This window comes from Paracoccus shandongensis, from assembly GCF_017315735.1.
Lineage (GTDB): Bacteria > Pseudomonadota > Alphaproteobacteria > Rhodobacterales > Rhodobacteraceae > Paracoccus > Paracoccus shandongensis.
Genome location: NZ_JAFLRK010000001.1, coordinates 137,707 through 161,661 on the forward strand (window position 1 = coordinate 137,707; position 23,955 = coordinate 161,661).

Below are 23,955 nucleotides of genomic sequence, written 5' to 3' on the forward strand. Positions count from 1 at the left end.
GCGCAGGTCGTCCCCGGGCGTCACGGTTCAGTCGCCGACCGCGCCGGGCCGCAGTTCCGAGACGAACTTGTCGAAGTCGTCCGCATCCTGGAAGTTCTTGTAAACGCTGGCAAAGCGGACATAGGCCACGTTGTCGATGCGCGACAGGGACTCCATCACGATCTCGCCGATCATCTTGGACGGGATGTCCGTTTCGCCCGTGCTTTCCAGACGCCGGACAATGCCGCTGATCATCTGCTCGATCCGTTCGGGTTCCACGGGGCGCTTCTGCATGGCGATGCGGATCGAGCGGGCCAGCTTGTCGCGGTCGAAATCCTCGCGCCGTCCGCTGGATTTCACGACCACCAGATCGCGCAGCTGCACCCGTTCATAGGTGGTGAAGCGCCCCCCGCAGGCGGGACAAAAGCGGCGGCGGCGGATGGCGACGTTATCCTCGGCCGGACGCGAATCCTTGACCTGCGTATCGACGTTTCCGCAAAACGGGCAGCGCATCCAGTTGTCCCCTTCGCCCCGGCAATGCCCATCACTATAGGATACCCTCAGGATTTGGGTAGCCTTATCCACGGGGCACAAGATGTTCGCCGCCCCGTCTGTGACCGGAATGCCGCGCCGTCAACCGGCCTGAAAGACCGCCGCCACCTCGCGCCGATGGGGGGCGCGGCGGTGTTCCACCAGATAGATCCCCTGCCAGGTGCCCAGCATCATCCGGCCCCCGGCCACCGGGATTTGCAGGCTGACCGGCAAAACCGCCGCCTTCAGATGCGCGGGCATGTCGTCGGGGCCTTCGTCGCGGTGGCGCAGCCAGGACATCGAGGGGTGATCGGCGGGCGGCGCGATCCGGTCCAGCCAGCCCAGCAGGTCGGCCTGCACATCGGGATCGGCGTTTTCCTGGATCAGCAGCGAACACGAGGTGTGGCGCACCATCAAGGTCAGCAGCCCGTCCCCGGCCTGCATCACGGACAGCCAGGCCGCCACGTCGCGGGTAAAGTCGTGGCAGGCGGGGCCGCGCGTCTGGATGGTGAAGATGCAGTTCATTCGGCGGCCTCGGGCGGGTCCAGCATCAGGGCGTCGCCGCTGTCGTGATCGGTGGCGATGCGCTTCTGCGTCCGCGCGCCCAGTTCGCGCAGCATCTCGACCTGGCGGATCACGTTGCCCGATCCCCGGCACAGCCGGTCCATGGCCTGCGTGTGCGCCCGCCCCGCCTGGTCCAGGGCGCGGCCCACGCTGTCCATGGATTCGACGAAGCCCGCCACCTTGTCGTAAAGCTGGCCCGCGCGCTTGGCGATCTCGGTCGCGTTCGCCTCGCGCCGCTCGACCGCCCAGATATGCTCGATGGTGCGCAGGGTCAGCATCAGGGTCGTGGGCGTGGTCAGGCCCACGCGGCGTTCCATGGCAAAGCTGGCCAGCGTTGGGTCGGCCCGCAGCGCCTCGGAAAAGGCGCCCTCGATGGGGATGAACATCAGGACGTAATCGACCGATCCATCGTCCATCCGGTGATAACCCTTGTCGCCCAGGGTCACGACATGGTTGCGCACGGCGGCGACATGGCGGCGCAGGGCGGCCTGCGCCTCGGCCGGATCCTCGGCGTTGACCGAGGTTTCGTAATCCACCAGCGACACCTTGCTGTCGATCACCATGACCTTGGCGCGCGGCATCCTGACCACCACGTCGGGGCGCCACCGCTTGCCGTCCTCGTCCGTCCAGCTGGACTGGGTGTCGTAATGCGTACCCGCGATCAGGCCCGATTCCTCCAGCAGGCGTTCCAGCACCATCTCGCCCCAGGCACCCTGGCGCTGCTTGTCGCCTTTCAGCGCACGGGTCAGGTTCACCGCCTCGCGCGAGATATCTTCGGACCGCTGGTGCAGAAAGGCGATCTGTTCGCGCAACCTCGCACCTTCCTCGTCCAAGACCTTGTTTCTGGCCTGCAATTCCGTCTGGAAGCGATGCACCTGTTCGCGGAACGGGTTGAGCAGCGCGGACAGTTGTTCCCCCTGCGCCTTTTGCAGATCGCCCTGCTGCACGCGCAGGGTTTCCGCCGCCAGCAGCTTGAATTGTGCGGTCATTTCCGCACGCAGTTCGCGCAGGGTCTGGATTTCGCGGGCGGCGGCTTCGGCGTCCTTTTCGGCGCGCAGCCGCGCTTCGGCCAGTTCTGTGCGGGACCCGGCCAGCAGTTGGCGCGCCTGGTGCAGGGCATCGGCAAGGCCGTCGCGTTCCTCGGTCAGTTCGGACAGGCGGGCGGTCTGGCCGTCCAGCCGCGCCTCGTGCTGGCCCGCGCGCAGGGCCAGGGCGCGGGATTCCTCGCCCAGGGCGGAAAGCTGCGAGGCGAGAGCGGTGGCGCGATCTTCGGCCAGCGCGCGGGCCTTGCGCCAGCCCAGCGACAGCACCGACAGGGTCGCAAGCGCCGCCAGGGCGGCGATCAGCAGGACGCGAAGGGCGGCGGGGTCTTCCAGCAGGCTTGGCATCGGCTCTCCACGAACAACTGGAAATAGTGTTCATGGTTTGTGCCGAACTTGCAAGCGGTTCAGCCCACGGCCCCGCCATAAGGGCGAGGCCGTGGGATATGGGTCACTGGTCCAGGAAGGACCGCAGCTTGCGCGACCGCGAGGGGTGCTTCAGCTTGCGCAGCGCCTTGGCCTCGATCTGGCGGATGCGTTCGCGGGTCACGCTGAACTGCTGGCCCACCTCCTCCAGCGTGTGATCGGTGTTCATGCCGATGCCGAAGCGCATCCGCAGCACCCGTTCCTCGCGCGGCGTCAGGGACGCCAGAACCCGCGTGGTGGTTTCCTTCAGGTTTTCCTGAATGGCGGAATCCAGCGGCAGGACGGCGTTCTTGTCCTCGATGAAATCGCCAAGCTGGCTGTCTTCCTCATCCCCGATGGGGGTTTCAAGGCTGATCGGCTCCTTGGCGATCTTCATCACCTTGCGGACCTTTTCCAGCGGCATCTGCAGCTTTTCGGCCAGTTCCTCGGGCGTCGGTTCCCGGCCGATCTCGTGCAGCATCTGGCGGCCGGTGCGGACCAGCTTGTTGATCGTCTCGATCATGTGGACCGGGATGCGGATGGTCCGCGCCTGATCCGCGATGGAGCGGGTAATCGCCTGCCGGATCCACCAGGTCGCATAGGTGCTGAACTTGTAGCCCCGGCGATACTCGAACTTGTCCACGGCCTTCATCAGGCCAATATTGCCTTCCTGGATCAGGTCCAGGAATTGCAGGCCCCGGTTCGTGTATTTCTTGGCGATGCTGATGACCAGCCGCAGGTTCGCCTCGACCATTTCCTTCTTGGCCTGGCGGGCTTCCTTCTCGCCGCGCTGGACCTGGGACACGATGCGGCGGAATTCCTCGATATCGACGCCGACATACTGGCCGACCTGCGCCATCTCGTTGCGCAGATCCTCGACCTTGTCGCGCGAGCGTTCGAACAGCGCCTGCCAGCCGCGCCCCGCCTGCTGGGACATCCGGTCGATCCAGGCCGGATCCAGTTCGGTGCCGCGATAGGCGTCGATGAATTCGCGCCGGTTGATGCGCGCGGCGTCGGCCAGCTTGACCATGCCGCTGTCAATGGTGACGATCCGGCGGTTGATGCCGTAAAGCTGATCGACCAGCGCCTCGATCCGGCTGCTATTCAGGTGCAGCTCGTTCACCAGCCCGACGATGCGGGACCGCAGAACCTGGTAATCGCTTTCCGCCGTGGCCGAGAAGCTGTTGTCCTCGTTCAGGGTGGCCGACATGCGCTGGTCCTGCATCGCGGCGAGGGCTTCATAGTCGTTGGCGATCAGTTCCAGCGTTTCCAGAACCTTGGGCTTGAGGCTGGCCTCCATCGCGGCCAGCGACAGGTTCGCGCCCTCGTCCTCGTCCTCGTCATCCTCGGAGCGCATGGGGTTGCCGTCGGCATCCAGCTCCTCGCGCTTTTGCGGGGACTCGGCCTGGACGCTGTCCTCGGACAGTTCCTCCTCGTCGGCTTCCTCGTCATCCAGCGACTGGCCGAAGGTGGTTTCCAGGTCGATCACGTCGCGCAGCAGGATTTCTTCGTCCAGAAGCTCCTCGCGCCACATGGTGATGGCCTTGAAGGTCAGCGGGCTTTCGCAAAGGCCCGCGATCATCGTGTTCCGGCCCGCCTCGATCCGCTTGGCGATGGCGATCTCGCCCTCGCGGCTCAGCAACTCGACGCTGCCCATCTCGCGCAGATACATGCGCACGGGGTCGTCGGTGCGGTCCAGCTTTTCCGTTTCCGAGGTGGCAACGGCAACCTCGCGCGAGGTCGATCCGACCACGGCGACCGCGCCGCCTTCGGGTTCCTCGGCCCCCTCCTCGTCCTCGATGACGTTGATGCCCATCTCGGACAGCATCGACATCACGTCCTCGATCTGCTCGGACGAGGCGTGTTCGGGCGGCAGGGCCGCGTTCAACTGGTCATAGGTGATATAGCCGCGTTCGCGCGCATCCGCGATCATCCGCTTGACGGCCGCCTGGCTCATGTCCAGCGAATGGGCGTTGTCGTCCTTGTCGGTCTTGTCGTGATCGTCGTCCTTGGCGGCCATCAAGGGCTCCCTTTATCAGGCAATGATTCGCGCGCAGCCGAATCACCGGAATTCAATTCCACATGTAGCGCGCCGAACCCCCGAATCAAAGGGCAGGCCGCGCAAATTGATTCGCGTGCTGCGAATCGGCTGGGCAGAGCGTCAACGGCGCGGCGGCTTGCGCCAGATCTGGCCATCGACGAACTGGGACAGTTGGGCAGACAGGGCCTCCCGGTCCTCGTTCAGGTCGGCCCCGCCTTCCAGTTCCGGCCGTTCGGCGCGGTGCCGGGCGCGGGCGATCTGCTGCATCCGCCAGGTCAGCCCCTCGTCGGCCTCGCCCTGGATCTCGGCCTCGGCGCGGGCCAGTTCGGCCCCCGCCGCCCGCTGGGCCTCGAGCCGGTCGAGAAGATTGTCCAATGTCGCCAAGGCCGTCTCGTCATCCTGGGATCCGATGACGGCCGGGGTCAGGCCCAGATGGGCGTCGCGCCGAAGCGTTTCAAGCCCGCGCCGCCCCGCCGGGCTTTCGCTGTGCGACAGCAGGTCGAACAGCAGCGCCGCGCGGTCGGGGTCTTGGGGCGCAAGGCGTTCCAGCCGCGTTTCGGCCCGCGCGATCAGTTCGGGACGCAGCGCGCAGATCAGAAGGCTGGCCCCTTCCAGCAGCGCGGCGGTGGCCTGGGGCGGGACAGTCGCCCCCGGAACGGGACGCGGGGCCTGGCCCCTGTCGCGGCGGCTGAACTTGCGATCCGTGGGCCGCCGCTCGATCTGGCGGGACTGGCTGCCGAACAGATCCCAGCGTTTGCGGCGCAGCTCCTCGGTGTAATGGGTGCGGGTCAGTTCGTCGGGGATTTTTGCCACGGCGTCCTGCAGGCGCTTGTCCAGCGCGGCCTTGCGTTCGGGGCTGTCGAAGACCTGGCCCTCGGTTTCCCGCGCCCAGAGCAGATCGACCAGCGGCCGCGCCCCATCCAGCAGCGCGCCCATGGCGCCCGGTCCGGCGGCCTTGATCAGGTCGTCGGGATCCTGCCCCACGGGCAGGATGACAAAGCGCAGCGCCTGCCCCGGCCCCGTCAGCGGCAGGGCCAGGTCGATCAGCCGCTGCGCCGCGCGCTGGCCTGCCGCATCGCCGTCCAGCGCGATCACGGGTTCCGGCGAGACGCGCCACATCAGGCGCAACTGGTCCTCGGTGATGGCGGTGCCCAGGGGGGCCACGGCACCCTCGAACCCCGCGCGGGACAGGGCGATCACGTCCATATAGCCCTCGGCCACGACCAGGCGCTGGCCCTTGGCCACGGCGGCGCGGGCGGGACCGAGGTTGTAAAGGTTGCGGCCCTTGTCGAACAGCGGCGTTTCCGGGCTGTTGAGGTATTTGGCCCGGGCATTCGGATCCATGGCCCGGCCGCCGAAGCCGATGCAGCGGCCCTGCCCGTCGCGGATCGGAAAGATGATGCGGCCCCGGAAGCGGTCGTATGCCGCGCCGCCCCCGTCGGGCTTGGCCGCCATGCCCGATTCGACGATCAGCGATTCGTCAAAGCCCTTGTCGCGCAGGGCTTGGGTCAGCGCGGTGCGGCTGTCGGGGGCAAAGCCTACCTCGAACCGATCCTCGGCGGCGCGGTCCAGCCCCCTTCGCAGCAGGTAGTCGCGCGCCTCGGCGGCGGCCCCGGTCTGCAATTGCAGGCGGAACCAGCGGCAGGCGGCCTCGGTCACGTCCAGAAGGCGGGTGCGGCGGTCGGTTCTTTCGCGGGCGCGGGGGTCGGGTTCGGGCATCTGCAAGCCCGCCTCGGCGGCCAGCAGCTTGACGGCCTCGATGAACTCCATCCCGTCGGCCTCGCGCAGGAACTTGATGGCGTCGCCCTTGGCGTGGCAGCCGAAGCAGTAGTAATAGCCCTTCCCATCATCGCAATGAAAACTCGCGGATTTTTCCTGGTGGAACGGACATGGCGCCCACCAGTCGCCGCGCGCCTGGTTCGACTTGCGCAGATCCCATACCACCTTTTTCCCGATCACGCGGCTGATCGGGACGCGGTTGCGAATCTCGTCAAGGAAGCCGGGGGGAAGACTCATGGGGGGATTATCGCGCCGCAGGTGGCGTCAAGGAAAGGGGTATTTGAACAACGAAGAAGCGGGGGTCAATCCGCGCCGACGGCACCGCGCGCAAGGCCCCAGTAGATGTCGCCGATCCGCTGGCGGTCCAGGCGCCCGCCTTCGCGATACCAGTTCGTGACCCCGGTCAGCATCGCGATCAGCGCCATGGTCGCAAGGCGCGGGTCGTCGATGCGCATGACGCCCGCCGCCATCCCGTCGCGCAGGATGGATTCCAGGGCGGATTCATATTCGCCGCGCAAGGCCGCGATGCGGGCGCGATTCTCGGGCGTGAGGTTGCGCAGTTCCATGTAGGACAGGAATACCGCATCCGCGTGATCCAGGCTGGTGTCGATGTGGAAGCGCACGAAATGCTCTAGCCGCGCCAGGGGATCACCCGGAATGTCGGACCAGGCGGCCAGCAATTCCTGCATGTGGCTTTCCAGCAGGTCCAGCAGCAGCGCCTGCTTGTCGGGCGTATAGGCATAAAGCGCCCCCGCCTGCACCCCCACGGCGGAGGCGATCTGGCGCATCGACACGGCGGCATAGCCCTGCCGCGCGAACAGGCGGCGGGCTTCGTTGCGGATCAGGGGGCCGGTGACATCGGCGCGGGAACCTTGGGTGCGGGCCATGGGGCTTTCTAGCGCGCGGCCCGGCCCCGGGAAAGCCCGTTGCCCCGCCCCGTGGCGCGGCTTAGGCTGCGGGCCATGAAACACGCCCTGACCCTGATCGCCTGCGCCGCCCTGCTGTCGGGCTGCGGGAACGAGGCCGATCCCTATCCGCGCCTGCTGCCGACCGACCAGATCCTGGCGGAACCCACCCTGCCCGACCATGCGCCCGACGCGGCGGCCTCGCCCGCCGCTGTCGATGCCCAGGCCAAGGCCCGGGCCGAGGCGTTGCGCCAGCGGGCCGATGCCCTGCGCGGCCCCGTGATCGAGCCGGAGGCACGGTCGCGGATGCGGCCACGGGACTGATTGCCCTGCGCCCCGCGATTTGGTAAAAACTTTTGACCAAGTTGCGGAGAGTTCCATGCCCGTCATCACCTCGATCGAAGATCTGAAGCGGATGCACCGCGCGCGCACGCCCAAGATGTTCTATGACTATGCAGAATCGGGCAGCTATACCGAACAGACCTTCCGCGAGAACACGACCGACTTCGCGCGCCTGAAGCTGCGGCAGAAGGTGGCCGTGGACATGTCCAACCGCAGCGTGGCCACCGACATCGTGGGCCTGCCCGCCGCCATGCCCGTGGCGCTGGCCCCCGTGGGCCTGACGGGGATGCAGCACGCCGACGGGGAAATCCACGCCGCCCGTGCGGCGGAAAAGTTCGGCGTGCCCTTCTGCCTGTCCACCATGTCGATCTGTTCCATCGAGGATGTGGCGGAACACACGACCAGACCCTTCATGTTCCAGCTTTACACGATGAAGGACCAAGACTTCCTGGCCGCCATCATCGAGCGCGCGAAAAAGGCCAGGTGCAGCGCCCTGGTGCTGACGCTGGACCTGCAGATTCTGGGCCAGCGGCACAAGGATCTGAAGAACGGCCTGTCCGCGCCGCCCAAGCTGACCCTGCCCACGCTGATCGACCTGGCCTTCCGCTGGCGGTGGGGCATGGGGATGCTGCAAACCAAGCGGCGCTTCTTCGGCAATATCGTGGGCCATGCCAAGGGCGTGGCCGATCCCTCCAGCCTGATGAGCTGGACGGCCGAGCAGTTCGACGAAAAGCTCGACTGGGACAAGATCGCCCGGATCCGCGACATGTGGGGCGGCAAGCTGATCCTGAAGGGGATCCTGGATCCCGACGACGCGCGCCTTGCCGCCGATTTCGGGGCGGACGCGATCATCGTCAGCAACCATGGCGGGCGACAACTGGACGGGGCGCTGTCCTCCATCAGGATGCTGCCCCATATCGTCAAGGCGGTGGGCGACCGGGTCGAGGTTCACATGGACAGCGGCATCCGGTCGGGCCAGGACGTGCTGAAGGCCCTTGCGCTTGGCGCGCATTCGACCTGGATCGGTCGGGCCTGGCTGCATGGCCTGGGCGCCATGGGCGAGGCCGGCGTGACCCGCGCGCTGGAAATCATCCGCAAGGAACTGGACATCAGCATGGCGCTGTGCGGCGAACGCCACGTCAAGGACATCGGTCCGCAGAACGTGATGATCCCGCGCGGCTTCCTGGATGAATACGATATCCCGCAGCCGATGGGGGCTTCACAAATCGCGCCCATTGCCGTATAGGCCGCGACCTGTCGCCATGCACCCTTGGAGGATGGCGGCGTCCATCAACTGAGTTAGGAAAACATCATGGCCAAAGAGATCCCTGATCTGGTGGCCGAGCCGCGCGCGGGGTCAGGCAAGGGGGCCGCCCGCCAAGCTCGCCGCGAAGGCAAGGTTCCGGGCGTCGTTTACGGCGACCACAAAGACCCGATCAACGTGCAGTTCGACTTCAACAAGCTGCTGACGCAACTGCGCGCAGGCCGCTTCATGTCCACGCTGTTCAACCTCAAGGTTGAAGGCCAGGAAGACGTGCGGGTCATCTGCCGCGGCGTGCAGAAGGACGTGGTGAAGGATCTGCCGATCCACATCGACTTCATGCGCCTGCGCCGCACGTCCAAGGTGAACCTGTTCATCCACGTGGACTTCATCAACCACGACAAATGCCCCGGCCTGAAGCGCGGCGGCACGCTGGTGACGGTGCGCCCCGAGGTCGAGCTGGTCGTGACCGCGGGTGACATTCCCGATCACATCACCGTCGATCTGGAAGGCCTGAACGTCGGCGACACGATCCACATCAACGACGTGGTTCTGCCCGAAGGCGTGAAGCCCACCATCGACCGCAACTTCGTGATCGCCAACATCGCCGCGCCCTCGGCGCTGCGTTCCAGCGATGATGACGCCGAGGAGGCCCCGGCCGAGGCCTGATCCTCGCTGCCCAGGCAATATCGGGGCGGTGCCGCTGGCGCCGCCCTTTCCATTTTGCTAGTCCCCTTGCAGGAGGTCGCATGGAACCCATCCACATCATCGGCGCGGGCCTTGCCGGATCCGAGGCCGCCTGGCAGGCCGCCCGCCTGGGCGTCCCGGTGATCCTGCACGAGATGCGCCCCGCCAAGGGCACCTTCGCCCACAAGACCGGCGATTGCGCGGAAATGGTCTGCTCCAACAGCTTCCGGTCCGACGACGACGTGATGAATGCCGTGGGGCAGTTGCATTGGGAAATGCGCGCGGCGGGCGGGCTGATCATGGCCATGGCCGACCGCCACAAGCTGCCTGCGGGCGGCGCCCTGGCCGTGGACCGCGAGGCCTTTTCCGCCGCCGTGACTCAGGCGCTGCAGGCCGAGCCGCTGATCCGGATCGTACCGGGAGAGATCACGGACCTGCCCCAGGACGGCAACTGGATCGTCGCGACCGGCCCGCTGACCTCGAACGCGCTGGCGCAGGCGATCCGGTCGGTGACGGGCACCGAGGCCTTGGCCTTCTTCGACGCCATCGCCCCCATCGTTCATGCGGATACCATAGACATGACGGTGGCCTGGGAACAAAGCCGCTATGACAAGGGCGAGACCGAGGCCGAGCGGCGCGCCTATATCAACTGCCCCATGACCCGCGACCAATACGAGGCCTTTATCGATGCCCTTCTGGCCGCCGACAAGACCGAGTTCCACGAAGGCGAAACGGCGGGTTACTTCGACGGCTGCCTGCCCATCGAGGTGATGGCCGAACGCGGGCGCGACACGCTGCGCCACGGACCGATGAAGCCGGTGGGCCTGACCAATGCGCACAAGCCCCATGAAAAAGCTTATGCAGTGGTTCAACTTCGTCGGGATAACGCATTGGGGACGCTGTACAATATCGTCGGCTTCCAGACCAAGATGAAATACGGCGCGCAAACCCAGGTGTTCCGCATGATCCCGGGACTGGAGAACGCCAGCTTCGCGCGGCTTGGCGGCATCCACCGCAATTCCTTCCTGAACTCGCCCACGCTGCTGGACGACCGGATGCGCCTGCGCCAACGCCCGAACCTGCGCTTTGCAGGCCAGGTCACGGGCGTCGAAGGCTATGTCGAAAGCGCCGCGATGGGCCTGCTGGCGGGCCGGATGGCCGCCGCACAGGCACTGGGCCGCGACCTGCCGCCGCCCGCGCCGACCACCGCCATGGGTGCCCTGGTCAACCACATCACCGGCGGGGCCGAGGCCAAGACCTTCCAGCCGATGAACGTGAACTTCGGCCTGTTCCCGCCGCTTGATGAAATGCGCAGCGGCCGGAAGGGCCGCAAGGACCGCTATCCCGCCTATACGCAGCGCGCCAAGGAAGACTTCGCGGCATGGCTGGCGGCGCAGTAAGACGCACGCGCTTCGCGCCCTCGCCCACCGGGCTGCTGCATCTGGGCCATGCCTATGCGGCGCTTGTGGCGGAACGCGAGGCCAGCCCCGGCCAGTTCCTGCTGCGGATCGAGGACATCGACCGCGACCGCTGCCGCGCGGAATACGAGGCTGCGATCCATGAGGATCTGGCATGGCTGGGTCTTCACTGGCAGCGCCCCGTGATGCGGCAGTCGGACCGACTGACGGCCTATCGGGACGCGCTGCGGCGGCTGGCGCCGCTGACCTATCCCTGCCGCTGCCGCCGAGGCGACATCCGCGCCGCGCTGTCTGCCCCGCAGGAAGGCGCGCTGCCCGCCGGTCCCGACGGTCTGGTCTATCCCGGCACCTGCCGCACCCGCAGCCTGGCGGATGCCGGACCGGACGACGTGATCCGCCTGGACGTTGGCCGCGCCTTCGACGCCCTGGGCATCGATCGCATCGCCTTCCGGGACGAGGCGATCATGCCCAGCCATGACCATGTGCTGACCCGCGACCAGTTCCTGGACGGCATCGGCGACGTGATCCTGTCGCGCCGGGGCATGGGCACGTCCTATCACTTGGCCGTGGTCGTGGACGATGCCGCGCAAGGCATCACGGTGGTCACGCGGGGAAAAGACCTTTTCGATTCAACATATATCCACGTTCTTCTTCAGAAACTGCTTCAGCTTCCAACGCCGCTCTACCACCACCACCGCCTGATCCGCGACGCCACAGGCAAGCGCCTGGCCAAGCGCGACGACGCCCGCGCCCTCCGCCATTACGGCGAGGACGGCGCCACCCCGCAGGACGTCTGCCGGATGCTCTCCCTCTGACCTGCTTTGGACCGCAAATATCCCGGGGGAGTCGCCGGAACGGCGACGGGGGCAGCGCCCCCTTTACGCCATCGGCTCCATGATCCCGACCTCGGCCCCGTCGCGAACGGCGGTATAGAAGCATGTGCGCCGGTTGGTGTGGCAGGCAGGCCCGGTCTGCCGCACAAGGACCAGCAGGCAATCGCGGTCGCAATCGACGCGCAGCTCGACCAGTTCCTGCACATGGCCCGAGCTTTCGCCCTTGACCCAGAAGGCCTGCCGCGACCGCGACCAATAGGTGACGCGGCGCGTGTCCAGCGTCCGCGCCACGCTTTCCGCGTTCATCCAGGCCATCATCAGCACCTCGCCGCTGTCCGCGTCCTGCGCGATGGCCGGGATCAGGCCATTCCCGTCGTATTTCAGGCTGGCAGGGTCGAACATCGGGTTTCCTTTCCTCGGTCGCGTTCCTATCTAGGCCCAAGGCAACCCGTGGGAAAGACCGATGGCCGACAGCGACCTGATGCAGCTTTACTCGCGCAGGATCCTTGCGCTGACGACGACCATCCCGCACCTGGGCACGCTGCCGGACCCTGACGGCAAGGCCATGCGCCGGTCGCCGCAATGCGGATCCTCGGTCACGGCCTATGTCGCGATGGACGGCGACCGGATCGCCGATTTCGCGCAAGAGGTGCGGGCCTGCGCGCTTGGCCAGGCCTCGGCCTCGGTCCTGGGCCAGGCGGTCATCGGCCGCAGCCGGGACGAGATCGCAGCCACCCGGGACGCCCTGCGGGCCATGCTGACGACCGCCGGCGACCCGCCTGCCGCCCCCTTTGCGGATCTCGAGGCGCTGTTGCCCGCGCGCGATTACCCGAACCGCCACGCCTCGATCCTGCTGGCGTGGGAGGCGACGCTGGACGCGATCGACCAGGCGGCCGCATAAAAAAACCGGCCCGCAAGGGGGCCGGCAGGTGCGCGTGCAGGGGAATTGACGGACGCACAGGCAAGCGCCGTCATCGCAACGCGGGGCAGAGCTCAGGCCTGCAGGATGGCAGGCAGCCACAGGACGATCACGGTCGTGGTGGCAAGGGCAATGACGCCCAACAGATCAGAAGCGAATTCACGGGACATGGGCAACTCCTGTTTGTTGCCCATTTGTTCTCATATTCGCGCCGTTCTGTAAAGAACATTTTAAGAACTTCTTCACCCGACCGAGATCAGGCGGATCGCTTCGTCCTGGCTCATCAGCCACATCAGGGTGCGGACCGCCTGGCCGCGCGGGCTTTCCAGCCCCGGATCGCGGTCCAGCAGCGCGCGCGCATCCTGCCGCGCCACGGCCATCAGCCCGGCCTGATGTTCCAGATCCGCGATGCGAAAACGCGGCAGCCCGGATTGCGCGGTGCCGATCACGTCGCCCGCCCCGCGCATCTCCAGATCCACCTCGGCGATGCGGAAACCATCCTCGGTATCGCGCAGCGTAGTCAGGCGCCGGGCGCCCGATTCGTTCAGCGGCGGATGATACATCAGCAGGCAGGTCGAAGCACCCGTCCCCCGCCCGACCCGCCCGCGCAGCTGGTGCAGCTGGGCCAGGCCAAAGCTTTCGGCGCGCTCAATCACCATGATCGTCGCCTGGGGCACGTCCACGCCTACCTCGATCACCGTGGTCGCGACCAGCAGTTGTGCGCGGCCTTGGGCGAAATCGGCCATGGCCGCGTCGCGCTGGTCGGGCGGCATCTGGCCGTGGACCAGCCGCACCACCTCGCCGAACTGCGCGCGCAGCGACTGGAACCGCGCCTCGGCGGCGGTCAGGTCGCTGACCTCGCTTTCATCGACCAGCGGGCAGACCCAATAGGCGCGCGCGCCCTGGTCCAGCACTCGGCGCAACCGCGCCGTCACCTCGTCCAGCCGCTGGTCGCTGATCATTACCGTGGTGATCGGCTGCCGTCCCGGAGGCTTTTCGTCCAGGATCGAGATGTCCAGATCGCCATATTGCGTCAGCGCCAGCGACCGCGGGATCGGAGTCGCGGTCATGATCAGCATGTCGGGCGGCACCTGGCCCTTGGCCGACAGCTCCAGCCGCTGCGCCACACCGAAGCGGTGCTGTTCGTCGATGATCGCCAGCCGCAGGTCGTGGAAATGCACGTCCTTCTGGAAGACCGCATGGGTGCCGACCAGGATGTCGATGCGGCCTTGGGCCAGATCCTCAAGGATCTGGGCGCGCAATTCGCCCTTATCGCGCCCCGTCAGCGCGGCCAGCCGGATACCCGCCGCCCGCGCCAGCGGTTCCAGCGCACGGGCGTGCTGGCGGGCCAGGATCTCGGTCGGGGCCATCAGCACCGCCTGCCCCCCTGCCTCGACCGCGACAAGGGCGGCCAGCATCGCCACCAGCGTCTTTCCGGACCCCACGTCGCCCTGCAGCAGCCGGTTCATGCGCCGGTCGCTGGCCAGGTCGGCGGCGATCTCCTCGACCGCGCGGCGTTGCGCGCCGGTCGGCGGCCAGGGCAGGCTGTCCAGGACCGCGCGCCGCAGCCGCCCGTCGCCCCGGCTTGGACGCCCCTTCAGGCGCCGCTTTTCGCGGCGCACCAAGGCGAGCGTCATCTGGTGGGCCAGGAATTCGTCATAGGCCAGCCGCGCCCGCGCAGGCGCATCGGGCGACAGGTCGCGCATCCCCTGCGGGTCATGCGCCTGCCGCAGCGCGGTCGCCAGGTCGGGCCAGCCGCGCTGCGCCATCAACTGCGGGTCGATCCATTCCCCGACCGGCGGCACGCGGGTCAGGGCGGCCTCGACCGCCTTTGTCATAACCTTGCGCGTCAGCCCGGCGGCCAGGGGATAGACCGCCTCGAATTCCGGCAGGGGGGGCTCGTCCTCGCGCAGGATGTGGTCGGGATGGACCATCTGGGCCAGGCCGTCGAACAGCTCGACCTTGCCGCTGACGATGCGGCGGGCGCCGGTGGGAAGCTGGGCTTCGATCCACTCCTTGCGGGGATGGAAGAAGACCAGCGTCAGGTCGCCCACGCCATCGCTGCAATGGACGCGCCAGGGGCGGCCCTTGACCGTGGGCGGGTGGTGGCGGCCGACGGTGACGGCGACCGTCACGACCTCGGGCGGGCGGGCGTCGCTGATACAGGCGATGCGGCGGCGGGTCACGCCGCTGGCGGGCAGGGTCAGGATCAGGTCGCGCGGACGGTCGATCCCCAGTTGTGACAGCGCCGCGCGGCTTTTCGGGCCGATGCCCGGCAGGGTATCGACATCGGAAAACAGCGGAAACAGCGCCGGAGGGCGCCCCTTGGGCTGCGTCATGCGCTGCCCGCGATGCGCAGCCACTCATCCTCGTCGATGACGGTGACGCCCAGGGCGGCGGCCTTCGCGGCCTTCGATCCGGCGCCCGGCCCGGCGATCAGCAGGTCGGTCTTGGCACTGACCGATCCGGCGACCTTGGCGCCCATGGCCTCGGCGCGCGCCTTGGCCTCGGCCCGGGTCATGCGTTCCAGCGTGCCGGTGAAGACCAGGGTCTTGCCGCTGACGGCGGTTTCCTCGGCCTGGCGCGCGGCGGCGGGGATCGCCTCGATCTGCGTGATCAGGCGGTCGATGCTGGCGCGCTCGGCCTCCTGCGTCAGGGTGGTGACAAGGGACTGGACCAGAACGGAACCGATGCCGTTGATGGCGGTCAGTTCGGACCAATGGGGGCTGTCGGCCAGGACCGTGCGGCGGGTCTTGTCGTCCGCCGCATGGGCGGGTTCGCGCGCGGCGGCGTCGATGGCCGCGATCAGCGCGTCCCATGTGCCGAAATGGCGCGCGAGGATCCCCGCCGCGACCTCGCCCACGTGCCGGATGCCAAGCGCGAAGATCAGCCGAGCCAGGGGGATGCGGCGCTTGTCCTCGATGGCGGCGAACAGCTTTTCGGCGGATCTGGCGCCAAAGCCCTCGCGGTTCTTCAGCCTGGCAAGGTTACGCGTGTCCCGCTGGGCCAGGGTGAAGATGTCGGCGGGTTCGCGGATCGGCAGGACGGGGTCGGCGAAGAACATCTCGATCTGCTTGGCGCCAAGGCCCTCGATGTCGAAGGCGGCGCGGCTGACGAAATGCTTCAGCTTCTCAACCGCCTGGGCGGGGCAGGCCATGCCGCCGGTGCAGCGGCGTACCGAATCACCCGGCTCGCGGATGGCGTCGGATCCGCATTGCGGGCAGGTTTCGGGAAAGGCATAGGGCTGGCTGCCCTGCGGCCTGCGCGACAGGTCCACATCGGCGATCTTGGGGATCACGTCGCCCGCGCGATAGACCTTGACCCAATCGCCCTCGCGGATGTCGCGGCCCTCGCGGATGGGCGCGCCGGTGCTGTCGCGCCCGGCGATGTAATCCTCGTTATGCAGGGTTGCGTTCGAAACAACAACCCCGCCCACCGTCACCGGCTCCAGCCGGGCGATGGGGGACAGCGCGCCGGTGCGGCCCACCTGGATGTCGATGCGATCCAGCCGCGTCCAGGCGGTTTCGGCCGGGAACTTGTGCGCCAAGGCCCAGCGGGGCGTGGTCGAACGGTACCCAAGGCGGGTCTGATAGGACAGGTCATTGACCTTGTAGACCACGCCGTCGATGTCATAGCCCAGCGTGGCGCGCTGCTGCTCGATGGCGGCCCAGGTGGCGATCATCCCGTCGGCGTCGTGACACAGCCGCGTCAGGGGATTGGTCTGGAAACCAAGCGCCCCCAGCCGCTGGACGGCGCCGATCTGCGTATCGGCCAAGGGTTCGCTGAGCTGCCCCCAGCCATAGGCGAAGAACCGCAACGGACGCGAGGCGGTGACCGCCGGGTCGATCTGGCGCAGCGATCCGGCAGCGGCGTTGCGGGGATTGGCGAAGACGCGGCCGCCCTCGGCGGCGTTCAGCCGCTGGAAATCGCTGTGGGTCATATAGACCTCGCCCCGGACTTCGAGAAGGGCGGGCACGTCGCCGGTCAGCCGGTGGGGGATGTCGGCAATGGTGCGGGCATTGGCGGTGACATTCTCGCCCACGGCGCCGTCGCCGCGCGTGGCGGCCTGGACCAGCACGCCGTTTTCATAGCGCAGGGACAGCGACAGCCCGTCGATCTTCGGTTCGGCCGTGAAGGCCGGGGTGTCCCGCAGCCCCAGGAAACTGCGGACGCGGGCCACGAAGTCGGTCACGTCCTCGGCGCTGAATCCGTTTTCCAGTGACATCATGCGCTGCGCGTGAACGACCTTGCCGAACCCCTCGGCCGGCGCGGCACCAACCGCCTGTGTGGGGCTGTCGGGCCGGGCAAGCTGCGGAAAGGCGCGTTCAAGGGCCAGCAGCCGCAGCTTCAGCGCGTCGTATTCGGCATCCGACAGGACCGGGGCGTCGAGGGTATGATACTCCTCGTTCGCCTGGGCGATTCGGGCCGAGAGATCGGCGATTTCATCGGCGGCGCGCCCCTCGTCCAGCGTGGCCATGTCCGCGCCGCCATCGTGATTGGTGTCCGTCATCGCTGCCTCCGCCTTCCGTCTATGCGTTCTATACGACGTTCGGCGGGGGATTTTACAGGGGCCACGGCAGGCCGCCGTGGCCCGCCGGGGTCAGGCGCCGATTGCCAGGCGCTCGACGCTGGGCGAGGGTTCGCGCAGGACATAGCCCCTACCCCAGACCGTCTCGATATGGCTGTCGCCGCCGATCGCCTCGGACAGCTTCTTGCGCAGCTTGCAGATGAAGACATCGATGATCTTCAGTTCCGGTTCATCCATGCCGCCGTAAAGATGGTTCAGGAACATTTCCTTCGTCAGCGTGGTGCCCTTGCGCAGGCTAAGAAGTTCCAGGATCTGGTATTCCTTGCCCGTCAGGTTGACGGTCTTGCCCTTCACCTGCACCGAACGGGCGTCGAGGTTCACCACGATCTCGCCCGTCTTGATGATCGCCTGGCTGTGGCCCTTGGACCGGCGAATGATCGCCTGGATGCGGGCCTGCAATTCCTCGCGGTTGAAGGGCTTGGTCATGTAGTCGTCGGCGCCAAAGCCAAAGCCGCGCAGCTTGCTTTCGGTGTCGTCCGATCCCGTCAGGATCAGGATCGGCGTGTCGATGCGCGCCAGGCGCAGGTGACGCAAAACCTCCATCCCGTGCATGTCGGGAAGATCCAGATCCAGAAGGATCAGATCGTAGTCGTATAGCTTGGCGAGGTCGATTCCCTCCTCGCCCATATCCGTCCGAAAGACATTGTAGCTCGCGGCAGTCAGCATCAGCTCGATGGCGCGTGCCGTACTGGGATCGTCTTCAACCAACAGAATACGCATAAAAGTTCACCCCGATTCGTGTCTAACCTGACCCAACCATCGGGCCATAAGGTTAACATGTCGTTACCTTATGACTAATTCGCCGTCATGCAATCTAAGGTTGCCTGAAACGTTGAATTGCCGTCACTTTCAGCGCGGCCCGACCGTGTTTCTGCACCGCCTTCGTCCAGCCATCCAGTTCCTCCTCGGACAGGCCATAGCGGCGCAGCGCCTCCTCCTTCCCGATCAGGCCGTGAAGGACGGCGTTCACGACCGTTTCCTTGCGGCTGGCGACCCATCTGGTGTCGTCCGGCGGCAGGTCGGCCACGGAGAGAACCCTGCCATCGGGCAGGATGACGGTTCGAGGAGCATCTGTTTTCTTCAAGAACATCCCACCTGTCCCATGTCGCTTGAGACGACAGTGACGGAAAGCCATTAATCCCGGATTGAACATGACAGCTTTTTGGCGTCCTGGACGCTTGAGAATATGCAGCATTTGCTTATATTTCGACGCAATCATCACCCGGAACCTGCCATGACGCTTCACCACCGCGCCCCGGCGCGCGCGACCCCCTTGAACAGCCTCGGCTTTGCCAAGCCGCCTGCGCAGACGCGCGTGGTGGTGGCGATGTCGGGTGGCGTGGACAGTTCCGTCGTCGCGGCCAAGCTGAAGGCCGAGGGCTATGACGTGATCGGCGTCACGCTGCAGCTTTACGACCACGGCGCGGCCTTGGCGAAAAAGGGCGCCTGCTGCGCGGGGCAGGACATCCATGACGCGCGCCGCGTGGCCGAACGCATGGGATTTCCCCATTACGTCCTTGATTACGAGAACAAGTTCCGCGAATCGGTCATCGACGAGTTTGCCGATGCCTATCTGGCCGGCGCGACTCCGGTCCCCTGCATCCGCTGCAACGAGCGGGTGAAGTTCCGCGACCTGCTGGAAACCGCGCGCGACCTGGATGCCGATTGCATGGCGACCGGCCATTACATCCAGCGCAAGGACGGCGCCCTGCGGGCCGAGCTTCACATGGCCGCCGATCCGAATCGCGACCAGAGCTATTTCCTGTTCTCAACCACCCAGGAACAGCTTGATTTCCTGCGCTTTCCCTTGGGGCACCTCGCCAGCAAGGCGGAAACGCGCGCCTTGGCCGCCGAATACGGGCTGGCGGTGGCCGACAAGCCCGACAGCCAGGACATCTGCTTCGTGCCCAACGGCAACTATGCCGCGGTGATCGAGAAGCTGCGCCCCAATGCCGCCGAGCCCGGCGAGATCGTGGACATGGACGGCACCGTCCTGGGCCGGCATCGCGGGGTGATCCACTATACCATCGGCCAGCGCCGTGGCCTTGGGATCGGCGGGTTGGGCGATCCGCTCTATGTGGTGCGGCTGGACCCGGATGCCCGCCGCGTGGTGGTCGGGCCGAAATCGGCGCTTGCCACCACCATCGTGCCCATCTCCGAGGTGAACTGGCTGGGCGACCAGCCCTTCGCGGGCGAGATCCCGGTGATGGTCCGCATCCGGTCCACCCGTCCGCCGCGCCCCGCGATCCTGCGCCCCCTTGACGCCACCCGCGCCGAGGTGGAACTGCTGGACCCCGAGGAAGGCGTCAGCCCCGGCCAGGCCTGCGTCTTCTACGACCCCGACAGCACCCGCGTGCTGGGCGGGGGTTGGATCACGCTGCGTCGGCGGAAAGCTGCCTGATCCGCTGGATCATGGCCCGCAGCCCGTTCGACCGCTGCGAGGACAGGTGTTCGTCCAGCCCCAGCCTCGCCAGTTCGGCCTGCGCGTCGATCTGGCCCACCTGCCCCACCGGAACGCCGGAATAAAGCGCATGCAGCACCGCGATCAGCCCGCGCACGATCATGGCGTCGCTGTCGCCCTGGAAATCGAAGCGCCCGTTTTCGATCCGGGGCATGATCCAGACCTGGCTGGCGCAGCCCTCGACCTTGGTGGCGGGGACTTGCAGGGCCGGGTCCATGGGTGGCATGGCGCGGCCCAGTTCGATCACGTGGCGATAGCGGTCTTCCCAGTCGTCCAGGAAGTCGAAGGTCTCGGCGATGTCTTCAAAGGCTTGGGTGGCCATGGCGGGATCCTTTCGGACCCATGGTTAGCGCGCCCCGCCCCCAAGGTCAAAGTGCCTTTATCCCCCTGCGGTTTTCGCCTAACAAATCGAAAACACCCGAAGGATGGTGACATGAGCAAACCGACCGCGACGCTGCTGATCGCCACGATGGCCGTTTCCGCCTGCGGGCGGCTTGGCGACAGCCGCTGGAACCCGCTGTCCTGGGGGTCCGCGCCAGTTCGCACGCTGGAACCCGAGGAGGGCTATGCGCAGGTGTCCGACACCCGCCCCGCCATCCCGCAGATCACCTCGGCCCGGTGGGAGCCGCTGAACGAAGGCCTGCTGCTGGTCGTGAACGGCTTTGCGCCGGTGCGCGGCTATTCCTCGGTCGCGCTGGTCACGGCGCGTCCGATGCCGGGCGACCGGCTTTCGCCCGATGCGGACGGCGTGCTGCGGTTGCGGCTTGTGGGCGTGCCGCCCGCGCCGGGCAGCGCCGCCGCCCTGCCCGCCCGCCCCGGCTTGGACGAGATCACGGCGGCGATGGCGCTTTCCTCGGTGCAGTTGTCGCGGATCGCGGCAGTTGAGATCGCGAGCGCGGGGAATGTGGTGACGCTGCGGCGGTAAGGCGCGGGGTTTCGCGCACCTTCGGCGGTGGTGAAGTGGTGCGTGCAAGCACGCACCCTACGGTTAATGGAACAAGCGGCGTGCTGTACGGTGGACTCTACCCTACCATGTCGATCCGGTCAGAGAAAAACGGTGGGGTGGAAACCCACTCTACGCTGACTACAGCTTTTGTCAGTTTACTTTTGACACCATCTTTCCAATCCCCCCTCCTACATCACCGACGATGGTCTCAACATCATTCATGGATATTCCTGCTGCTGCTATAGAGATTTTCCTTTTAGTAGCTAGGCTTTTCACTAAAAGTGCATCACCAACCTGGAAGTGCTCCAAAAATGAAGCTGGATCGTGAATTGCGGCACTAACGGGAACTAGCAAACATTCTGGCTGGCGATTAAAGACAATCTCAAAACCTGTAGAGGGAGCACCGCCGATGTTTTCAATATCAATTATAATTAGATTATTTTCCTGACTCTGAAGTGATATCTCAGAGCAGTCTCCAAATTTACTAACCTCTTCCATTCTAAAGGATCCTTCGTGAACGGTGGCCACAATTTCAGCAGAAGGTTCTTCTGTTAGTTTATCCTATGCATATTGCCCAACGAACGTAACTCCAGAACCTAGCAGTATCAAAAAAAGATCTTTCTTTATATTCATTTCTCCCAACCTCCTCCTGATCTGCATTAATAATCAATTAATTTACTTACTCAACCCACCCGCCACACTCGGCACATCCCCTGCCGCAAAGCCGTAATGCCGCAGCCAGCGCAAGTCGCTTTCAAAGAACGCCCGCAAGTCTGGGATCCCGTATTTCAGCATGGCAATCCGGTCGATGCCCATGCCGAAGGCGAAGCCCTGCCACTGGGCGGGATCAATCCCCCCTGCCTGCAGCACCTTGGGATGCACCATGCCCGACCCGAGGATCTCCAGCCAGCTATCCCCCTCGCCGATCTTCAACTGGCCGCCTTCCCAGGAACAGCGGATATCCACCTCGGCGGACGGCTCGGTGAAGGGGAAGTGGCTGGCGCGGAAGCGCAGCTCGACCTGGCCCACCTCGAAGAAGGCGCGGCAGAATTCTTCCAGCGTCCATTTCAGTTGTGCCATGCTGATGTCGCGGTCAATGGCCAGCCCCTCGACCTGGTGGAACATCGGCGTGTGGGTCTGGTCCATGTCCATGCGATAGACGCGGCCCGGGCAGATCACGCGGATCGGCGCGCCCTGGTCCTGCATCGCGCGGATCTGGACCGGGCTGGTATGAGTGCGCAGCACATGTGGCGAGCGGGTGTCGCCCGGCGCGCGGTGCATGAAGAAGGTGTCGTGTTCCTGGCGTGCGGGATGTTCGGGCGCGATGTTCAGGGCGTCGAAGTTGTACCAGTCGGATTCGACCTGCGGGCCTTCGGCAACCGAAAACCCCATGTCGGCGAAGATTGCCGTCACTTCCTCGGTCACCTGGCTGATCGGGTGGATGGTCCCCTGCGGACGCGGGCGGCCGGGCAGCGTCACGTCCAGCCATTCGCCCGCCAGACGCGCCTCCAGCGCGGCGTCCTCCAGCGACAGCTTGCGGGCGCGCAGGGCGGCGTCCAGTTCGTCGCGCAACTCGTTCAGCGCGCGGCCGGTGGTCTGGCGTTCCTCGGGGCTCATGCGGCCCAGTTCGCGCATCTTCAGGCTGATCTCGCCCTTCTTGCCCAGGGCGGCAAGGCGCACCTCCTCGATCGCGGCGGGGTCAGAGGCGCCGTTGATGCGGTCAAGCCATTGCTGGCGCAGCGGGGTCAGGTCGTCCATCGTCATGCCTCGTCCTTGTCGGGACCGCGTTAGCATTTGTGACGACGGGGGAAAAGCCTTGGCCGCGCGGCTGGCGGCCAAGGCGGCAGGATCACTTCCAGATTTCGCGGTTCACGCCCTGACCCAGGCCGGGATGGTCGCCGATGTGGAAGGTCGGCTGCCGGCCCGCCCTGCGTTGCGCGACGTAATCGCGCGTCACCCGGATGACCGTGCGCGACAGCAGGACGATCGCGACCAGGTTGATCGTGGCCATCAGGCCCATGCTGGCATCGGCAAAGTTGAAGACCGTCGCCACCGCCTGGACCGACCCCCAGAACACCATCGCCAGCGCGACAAGGCGCAGGATCACGATGCCTGTCCTGCCGCCGCCCAGATAGACGACCGAGTTCTCGGCATAGGCATAGTTGCCGATGATCGAGGTGAAGGCGAAGAAGAAGATCGCCACCGCCACGAAGATGCCCCCGAAGGCGCCGAAATGTTCGGTCAGCGCGCTTTGCGTCAGCGCCGTGCCGGTCAGTTCGGCCGAAGGGATCGCGCCTGACAGCAGGATCATGATCGCGGTGGCCGTGCAGACCAGGATCGTGTCGATGAAGACGCCCAGGGCCTGGACAAAGCCCTGGCTGGACGGGTGGTGCGGATCGGGAATGGCCACCGCCGCGATGTTGGGGGCGGACCCCATGCCCGCCTCGTTCGAAAACAGGCCGCGCTTGATCCCGTTCAGCGCGGCCGCCATGACGCCGCCGGTGACGCCCCAGGCAGCCTCTTGCAGGCCGAAGGCGTTGGCGATGATCGTCCCCAGCACGCCCGGCACCTCGGACAGGTTCAGCGCGATGACGATGATCGCGGCCAGCAGATAGGCCCCGGCCATGAAGGGGACCACGAACTCGGCCACGCGGGCCACCTGCGGGATGCCGCCGAAGATGATGACCGCGGTCAGCGCGGCAGTCGCCAAGCCCACGATCCACTTGTCGATCCCGAAGGCACCCTGGATCGCCTCGGCGATCGAGTTGGCCTGCACGGCGTTGAAGATCATCCCGAAGGCCAGGATCAGCGAAACGGCAAAGACGGCCGCCAGCCAGGGCTGCCGCAATCCGTTCGCGATATAGAAGGCGGGTCCGCCCCGATACAGGCCGTCGGGCCCGTGGACCTTGTAAAGCTGCGCCAGCGTCGATTCCGCATAGGCGGTCGCCATGCCCACGGTTGCCACCACCCACATCCAGAAGATCGCGCCCGGCCCGCCCAGGGTCAGGGCAACGGCCACGCCCGCGATGTTTCCGGTGCCCACGCGGCTGGCCAGCGACACGGTCAGCGCCTGAAACGGAGAGATGCCGTCCCGGTCCACCGCGCGGGATCCGGTCACGCAGCGGAACATTTCCGGAAAGTGGCGGAACTGGATGAAGCCCAGCGAGACGGTGAAGTAAATGCCCACCGCGATCAGCCCGTAGATGAGGACATATCCCCAGAAGATGGTGTTCAAGAAATCGATGATGGCGTTCAT

Annotated in this window: 23 protein-coding genes; 8 read left to right on the top strand and 15 right to left on the bottom strand. The window is 66.2% G+C overall.

Annotated features, from left to right (window positions below):
- Nucleotides 1–27 precede the first annotated feature (27 nt).
- The 6 genes from nrdR to JX613_RS00715 all read right to left on the bottom strand — a co-directional run bounded on the left by nrdR (nt 28) and on the right by JX613_RS00715 (nt 7,226).
- Complete coding sequence (nrdR, locus tag JX613_RS00690; protein ID WP_207099526.1) at nt 28–492, bottom strand: transcriptional regulator NrdR; 465 nt, start codon at nt 490–492, stop codon at nt 28–30.
- A gap of 120 nt (nt 493–612) precedes the next feature.
- The gene (locus JX613_RS00695) at nt 613–1,035 is read right to left on the bottom strand and encodes a secondary thiamine-phosphate synthase enzyme YjbQ (RefSeq protein WP_207099527.1); all 423 of its coding nucleotides are present in this window, start codon (nt 1,033–1,035) and stop codon (nt 613–615) included.
- Nucleotides 1,032–2,462, bottom strand: coding sequence for a DNA recombination protein RmuC (locus JX613_RS00700; RefSeq protein WP_207099528.1), 1,431 nt, complete (start codon nt 2,460–2,462; stop codon nt 1,032–1,034). The genes JX613_RS00695 and JX613_RS00700 overlap by 4 nt, the downstream gene beginning before the upstream one ends.
- Before the next feature lie 103 nt (nt 2,463–2,565).
- Nucleotides 2,566–4,539 (bottom strand): RNA polymerase sigma factor RpoD, encoded by a 1,974-nt coding sequence (gene rpoD / locus JX613_RS00705; protein WP_207099529.1) that lies wholly within the window; start codon nt 4,537–4,539, stop codon nt 2,566–2,568.
- A 141-nt stretch (nt 4,540–4,680) separates the two neighbouring features.
- Nucleotides 4,681–6,576 (bottom strand): DNA primase, encoded by a 1,896-nt coding sequence (dnaG, locus tag JX613_RS00710; RefSeq protein WP_207099530.1) that lies wholly within the window; start codon nt 6,574–6,576, stop codon nt 4,681–4,683.
- A gap of 65 nt (nt 6,577–6,641) precedes the next feature.
- On the bottom strand, nt 6,642–7,226 hold the full coding sequence (locus JX613_RS00715; RefSeq protein WP_207099531.1) for a TetR/AcrR family transcriptional regulator: 585 nt from the start codon (nt 7,224–7,226) through the stop codon (nt 6,642–6,644).
- A gap of 75 nt (nt 7,227–7,301) precedes the next feature.
- Between JX613_RS00715 and JX613_RS00720 the strand changes: the two genes are divergently transcribed.
- From JX613_RS00720 to gluQRS, 5 genes are all read left to right on the top strand, one after another.
- Complete coding sequence (locus tag JX613_RS00720; protein ID WP_207099532.1) at nt 7,302–7,568, top strand: hypothetical protein; 267 nt, start codon at nt 7,302–7,304, stop codon at nt 7,566–7,568.
- A 55-nt stretch (nt 7,569–7,623) separates the two neighbouring features.
- Nucleotides 7,624–8,832: an alpha-hydroxy acid oxidase gene (locus tag JX613_RS00725; protein WP_207099533.1), complete on the top strand. Its 1,209-nt coding sequence runs from the start codon at nt 7,624–7,626 to the stop codon at nt 8,830–8,832.
- Between the two features lie 66 nt (nt 8,833–8,898).
- Complete coding sequence (locus JX613_RS00730; RefSeq protein WP_207099534.1) at nt 8,899–9,516, top strand: 50S ribosomal protein L25/general stress protein Ctc; 618 nt, start codon at nt 8,899–8,901, stop codon at nt 9,514–9,516.
- Nucleotides 9,517–9,596: 80 nt separating this feature from the next.
- Nucleotides 9,597–10,934: a methylenetetrahydrofolate--tRNA-(uracil(54)-C(5))-methyltransferase (FADH(2)-oxidizing) TrmFO gene (gene trmFO, locus JX613_RS00735; protein WP_207099535.1), complete on the top strand. Its 1,338-nt coding sequence runs from the start codon at nt 9,597–9,599 to the stop codon at nt 10,932–10,934.
- Entirely contained in the window at nt 10,916–11,767 is an 852-nt protein-coding gene (gluQRS, locus tag JX613_RS00740; RefSeq protein ID WP_207099536.1) for a tRNA glutamyl-Q(34) synthetase GluQRS, read from the top strand. Before trmFO ends, gluQRS begins: the two co-directional genes overlap by 19 nt.
- 63 nt (nt 11,768–11,830) lie before the next feature.
- Here gluQRS and hisI read toward each other — a convergent pair whose 3' ends face one another.
- Nucleotides 11,831–12,187 carry a phosphoribosyl-AMP cyclohydrolase gene (hisI, locus tag JX613_RS00745; protein WP_207099537.1) on the bottom strand — a complete coding sequence of 119 codons (357 nt, stop codon included), beginning with the start codon at nt 12,185–12,187 and terminating at the stop codon, nt 11,831–11,833.
- A 61-nt stretch (nt 12,188–12,248) separates the two neighbouring features.
- On the opposite strand from hisI, the gene JX613_RS00750 reads away from it, so the two are divergent.
- Nucleotides 12,249–12,686 carry an iron-sulfur cluster assembly scaffold protein gene (locus JX613_RS00750; RefSeq protein ID WP_207099538.1) on the top strand — a complete coding sequence of 146 codons (438 nt, stop codon included), beginning with the start codon at nt 12,249–12,251 and terminating at the stop codon, nt 12,684–12,686.
- Nucleotides 12,687–12,946: 260 nt separating this feature from the next.
- Here JX613_RS00750 and recG read toward each other — a convergent pair whose 3' ends face one another.
- The 4 genes from recG to sciP form a co-directional block, all read right to left on the bottom strand.
- Entirely contained in the window at nt 12,947–15,043 is a 2,097-nt protein-coding gene (gene recG / locus JX613_RS00755) for an ATP-dependent DNA helicase RecG (protein ID WP_207099539.1), read from the bottom strand.
- Nucleotides 15,040–17,214, bottom strand: coding sequence for an NAD-dependent DNA ligase LigA (ligA, locus tag JX613_RS00760; protein ID WP_207099540.1), 2,175 nt, complete (start codon nt 17,212–17,214; stop codon nt 15,040–15,042). The genes recG and ligA overlap by 4 nt, the downstream gene beginning before the upstream one ends.
- A 90-nt stretch (nt 17,215–17,304) precedes the next feature.
- Nucleotides 17,305–18,012 carry a response regulator transcription factor CtrA gene (ctrA, locus tag JX613_RS00765; protein WP_207099541.1) on the bottom strand — a complete coding sequence of 236 codons (708 nt, stop codon included), beginning with the start codon at nt 18,010–18,012 and terminating at the stop codon, nt 17,305–17,307.
- 94 nt (nt 18,013–18,106) lie between these two features.
- Nucleotides 18,107–18,382 carry a CtrA inhibitor SciP gene (sciP, locus tag JX613_RS00770; RefSeq protein WP_207099846.1) on the bottom strand — a complete coding sequence of 92 codons (276 nt, stop codon included), beginning with the start codon at nt 18,380–18,382 and terminating at the stop codon, nt 18,107–18,109.
- A gap of 144 nt (nt 18,383–18,526) precedes the next feature.
- On the opposite strand from sciP, the gene mnmA reads away from it, so the two are divergent.
- A complete protein-coding gene (mnmA, locus tag JX613_RS00775; RefSeq protein ID WP_207099542.1) occupies nt 18,527–19,693 on the top strand; it encodes a tRNA 2-thiouridine(34) synthase MnmA in 1,167 nt (388 codons plus the stop codon).
- Here the strand turns inward: mnmA and JX613_RS00780 are convergent.
- Nucleotides 19,665–20,075 carry a SufE family protein gene (locus tag JX613_RS00780; RefSeq protein ID WP_207099543.1) on the bottom strand — a complete coding sequence of 137 codons (411 nt, stop codon included), beginning with the start codon at nt 20,073–20,075 and terminating at the stop codon, nt 19,665–19,667. The two genes, mnmA and JX613_RS00780, sit on opposite strands and share 29 nt — an antisense overlap.
- Before the next feature lie 111 nt (nt 20,076–20,186).
- Here JX613_RS00780 and JX613_RS00785 point away from each other — a divergent pair, with 111 nt between their 5' ends.
- Nucleotides 20,187–20,678 (top strand): hypothetical protein, encoded by a 492-nt coding sequence (locus tag JX613_RS00785; RefSeq protein ID WP_207099544.1) that lies wholly within the window; start codon nt 20,187–20,189, stop codon nt 20,676–20,678.
- A gap of 171 nt (nt 20,679–20,849) precedes the next feature.
- Here the strand turns inward: JX613_RS00785 and JX613_RS00790 are convergent, their stop codons facing one another.
- The 3 genes from JX613_RS00790 to JX613_RS00800 form a co-directional block, all read right to left on the bottom strand.
- Nucleotides 20,850–21,197, bottom strand: coding sequence for a hypothetical protein (locus tag JX613_RS00790; RefSeq protein WP_207099545.1), 348 nt, complete (start codon nt 21,195–21,197; stop codon nt 20,850–20,852).
- A gap of 177 nt (nt 21,198–21,374) precedes the next feature.
- Nucleotides 21,375–22,457 (bottom strand): phenylalanine--tRNA ligase subunit alpha, encoded by a 1,083-nt coding sequence (pheS, locus tag JX613_RS00795; RefSeq protein ID WP_207099847.1) that lies wholly within the window; start codon nt 22,455–22,457, stop codon nt 21,375–21,377.
- A 91-nt stretch (nt 22,458–22,548) separates the two neighbouring features.
- Nucleotides 22,549–23,955 carry an alanine/glycine:cation symporter family protein gene (locus JX613_RS00800; RefSeq protein ID WP_207099546.1) on the bottom strand — a complete coding sequence of 469 codons (1,407 nt, stop codon included), beginning with the start codon at nt 23,953–23,955 and terminating at the stop codon, nt 22,549–22,551.

Coding starts and splice junctions, on each gene's coding strand:
- nrdR (WP_207099526.1), bottom strand. CDS start 492: ATGCGCTGCCCGTTTTGCGGAAACGTCGATACGCAGGTCAAGGATTCG.
- JX613_RS00695 (WP_207099527.1), bottom strand. CDS start 1,035: ATGAACTGCATCTTCACCATCCAGACGCGCGGCCCCGCCTGCCACGAC.
- JX613_RS00700 (WP_207099528.1), bottom strand. CDS start 2,462: ATGCCAAGCCTGCTGGAAGACCCCGCCGCCCTTCGCGTCCTGCTGATC.
- rpoD (WP_207099529.1), bottom strand. CDS start 4,539: ATGGCCGCCAAGGACGACGATCACGACAAGACCGACAAGGACGACAAC.
- dnaG (WP_207099530.1), bottom strand. CDS start 6,576: ATGAGTCTTCCCCCCGGCTTCCTTGACGAGATTCGCAACCGCGTCCCG.
- JX613_RS00715 (WP_207099531.1), bottom strand. CDS start 7,226: ATGGCCCGCACCCAAGGTTCCCGCGCCGATGTCACCGGCCCCCTGATC.
- JX613_RS00720 (WP_207099532.1), top strand. CDS start 7,302: ATGAAACACGCCCTGACCCTGATCGCCTGCGCCGCCCTGCTGTCGGGC.
- JX613_RS00725 (WP_207099533.1), top strand. CDS start 7,624: ATGCCCGTCATCACCTCGATCGAAGATCTGAAGCGGATGCACCGCGCG.
- JX613_RS00730 (WP_207099534.1), top strand. CDS start 8,899: ATGGCCAAAGAGATCCCTGATCTGGTGGCCGAGCCGCGCGCGGGGTCA.
- trmFO (WP_207099535.1), top strand. CDS start 9,597: ATGGAACCCATCCACATCATCGGCGCGGGCCTTGCCGGATCCGAGGCC.
- gluQRS (WP_207099536.1), top strand. CDS start 10,916: ATGGCTGGCGGCGCAGTAAGACGCACGCGCTTCGCGCCCTCGCCCACC.
- hisI (WP_207099537.1), bottom strand. CDS start 12,187: ATGTTCGACCCTGCCAGCCTGAAATACGACGGGAATGGCCTGATCCCG.
- JX613_RS00750 (WP_207099538.1), top strand. CDS start 12,249: ATGGCCGACAGCGACCTGATGCAGCTTTACTCGCGCAGGATCCTTGCG.
- recG (WP_207099539.1), bottom strand. CDS start 15,043: ATGACGCAGCCCAAGGGGCGCCCTCCGGCGCTGTTTCCGCTGTTTTCC.
- ligA (WP_207099540.1), bottom strand. CDS start 17,214: ATGACGGACACCAATCACGATGGCGGCGCGGACATGGCCACGCTGGAC.
- ctrA (WP_207099541.1), bottom strand. CDS start 18,012: ATGCGTATTCTGTTGGTTGAAGACGATCCCAGTACGGCACGCGCCATC.
- sciP (WP_207099846.1), bottom strand. CDS start 18,382: ATGTTCTTGAAGAAAACAGATGCTCCTCGAACCGTCATCCTGCCCGAT.
- mnmA (WP_207099542.1), top strand. CDS start 18,527: ATGACGCTTCACCACCGCGCCCCGGCGCGCGCGACCCCCTTGAACAGC.
- JX613_RS00780 (WP_207099543.1), bottom strand. CDS start 20,075: ATGGCCACCCAAGCCTTTGAAGACATCGCCGAGACCTTCGACTTCCTG.
- JX613_RS00785 (WP_207099544.1), top strand. CDS start 20,187: ATGAGCAAACCGACCGCGACGCTGCTGATCGCCACGATGGCCGTTTCC.
- JX613_RS00790 (WP_207099545.1), bottom strand. CDS start 21,197: ATGGAAGAGGTTAGTAAATTTGGAGACTGCTCTGAGATATCACTTCAG.
- pheS (WP_207099847.1), bottom strand. CDS start 22,457: ATGGACGACCTGACCCCGCTGCGCCAGCAATGGCTTGACCGCATCAAC.
- JX613_RS00800 (WP_207099546.1), bottom strand. CDS start 23,955: ATGAACGCCATCATCGATTTCTTGAACACCATCTTCTGGGGATATGTC.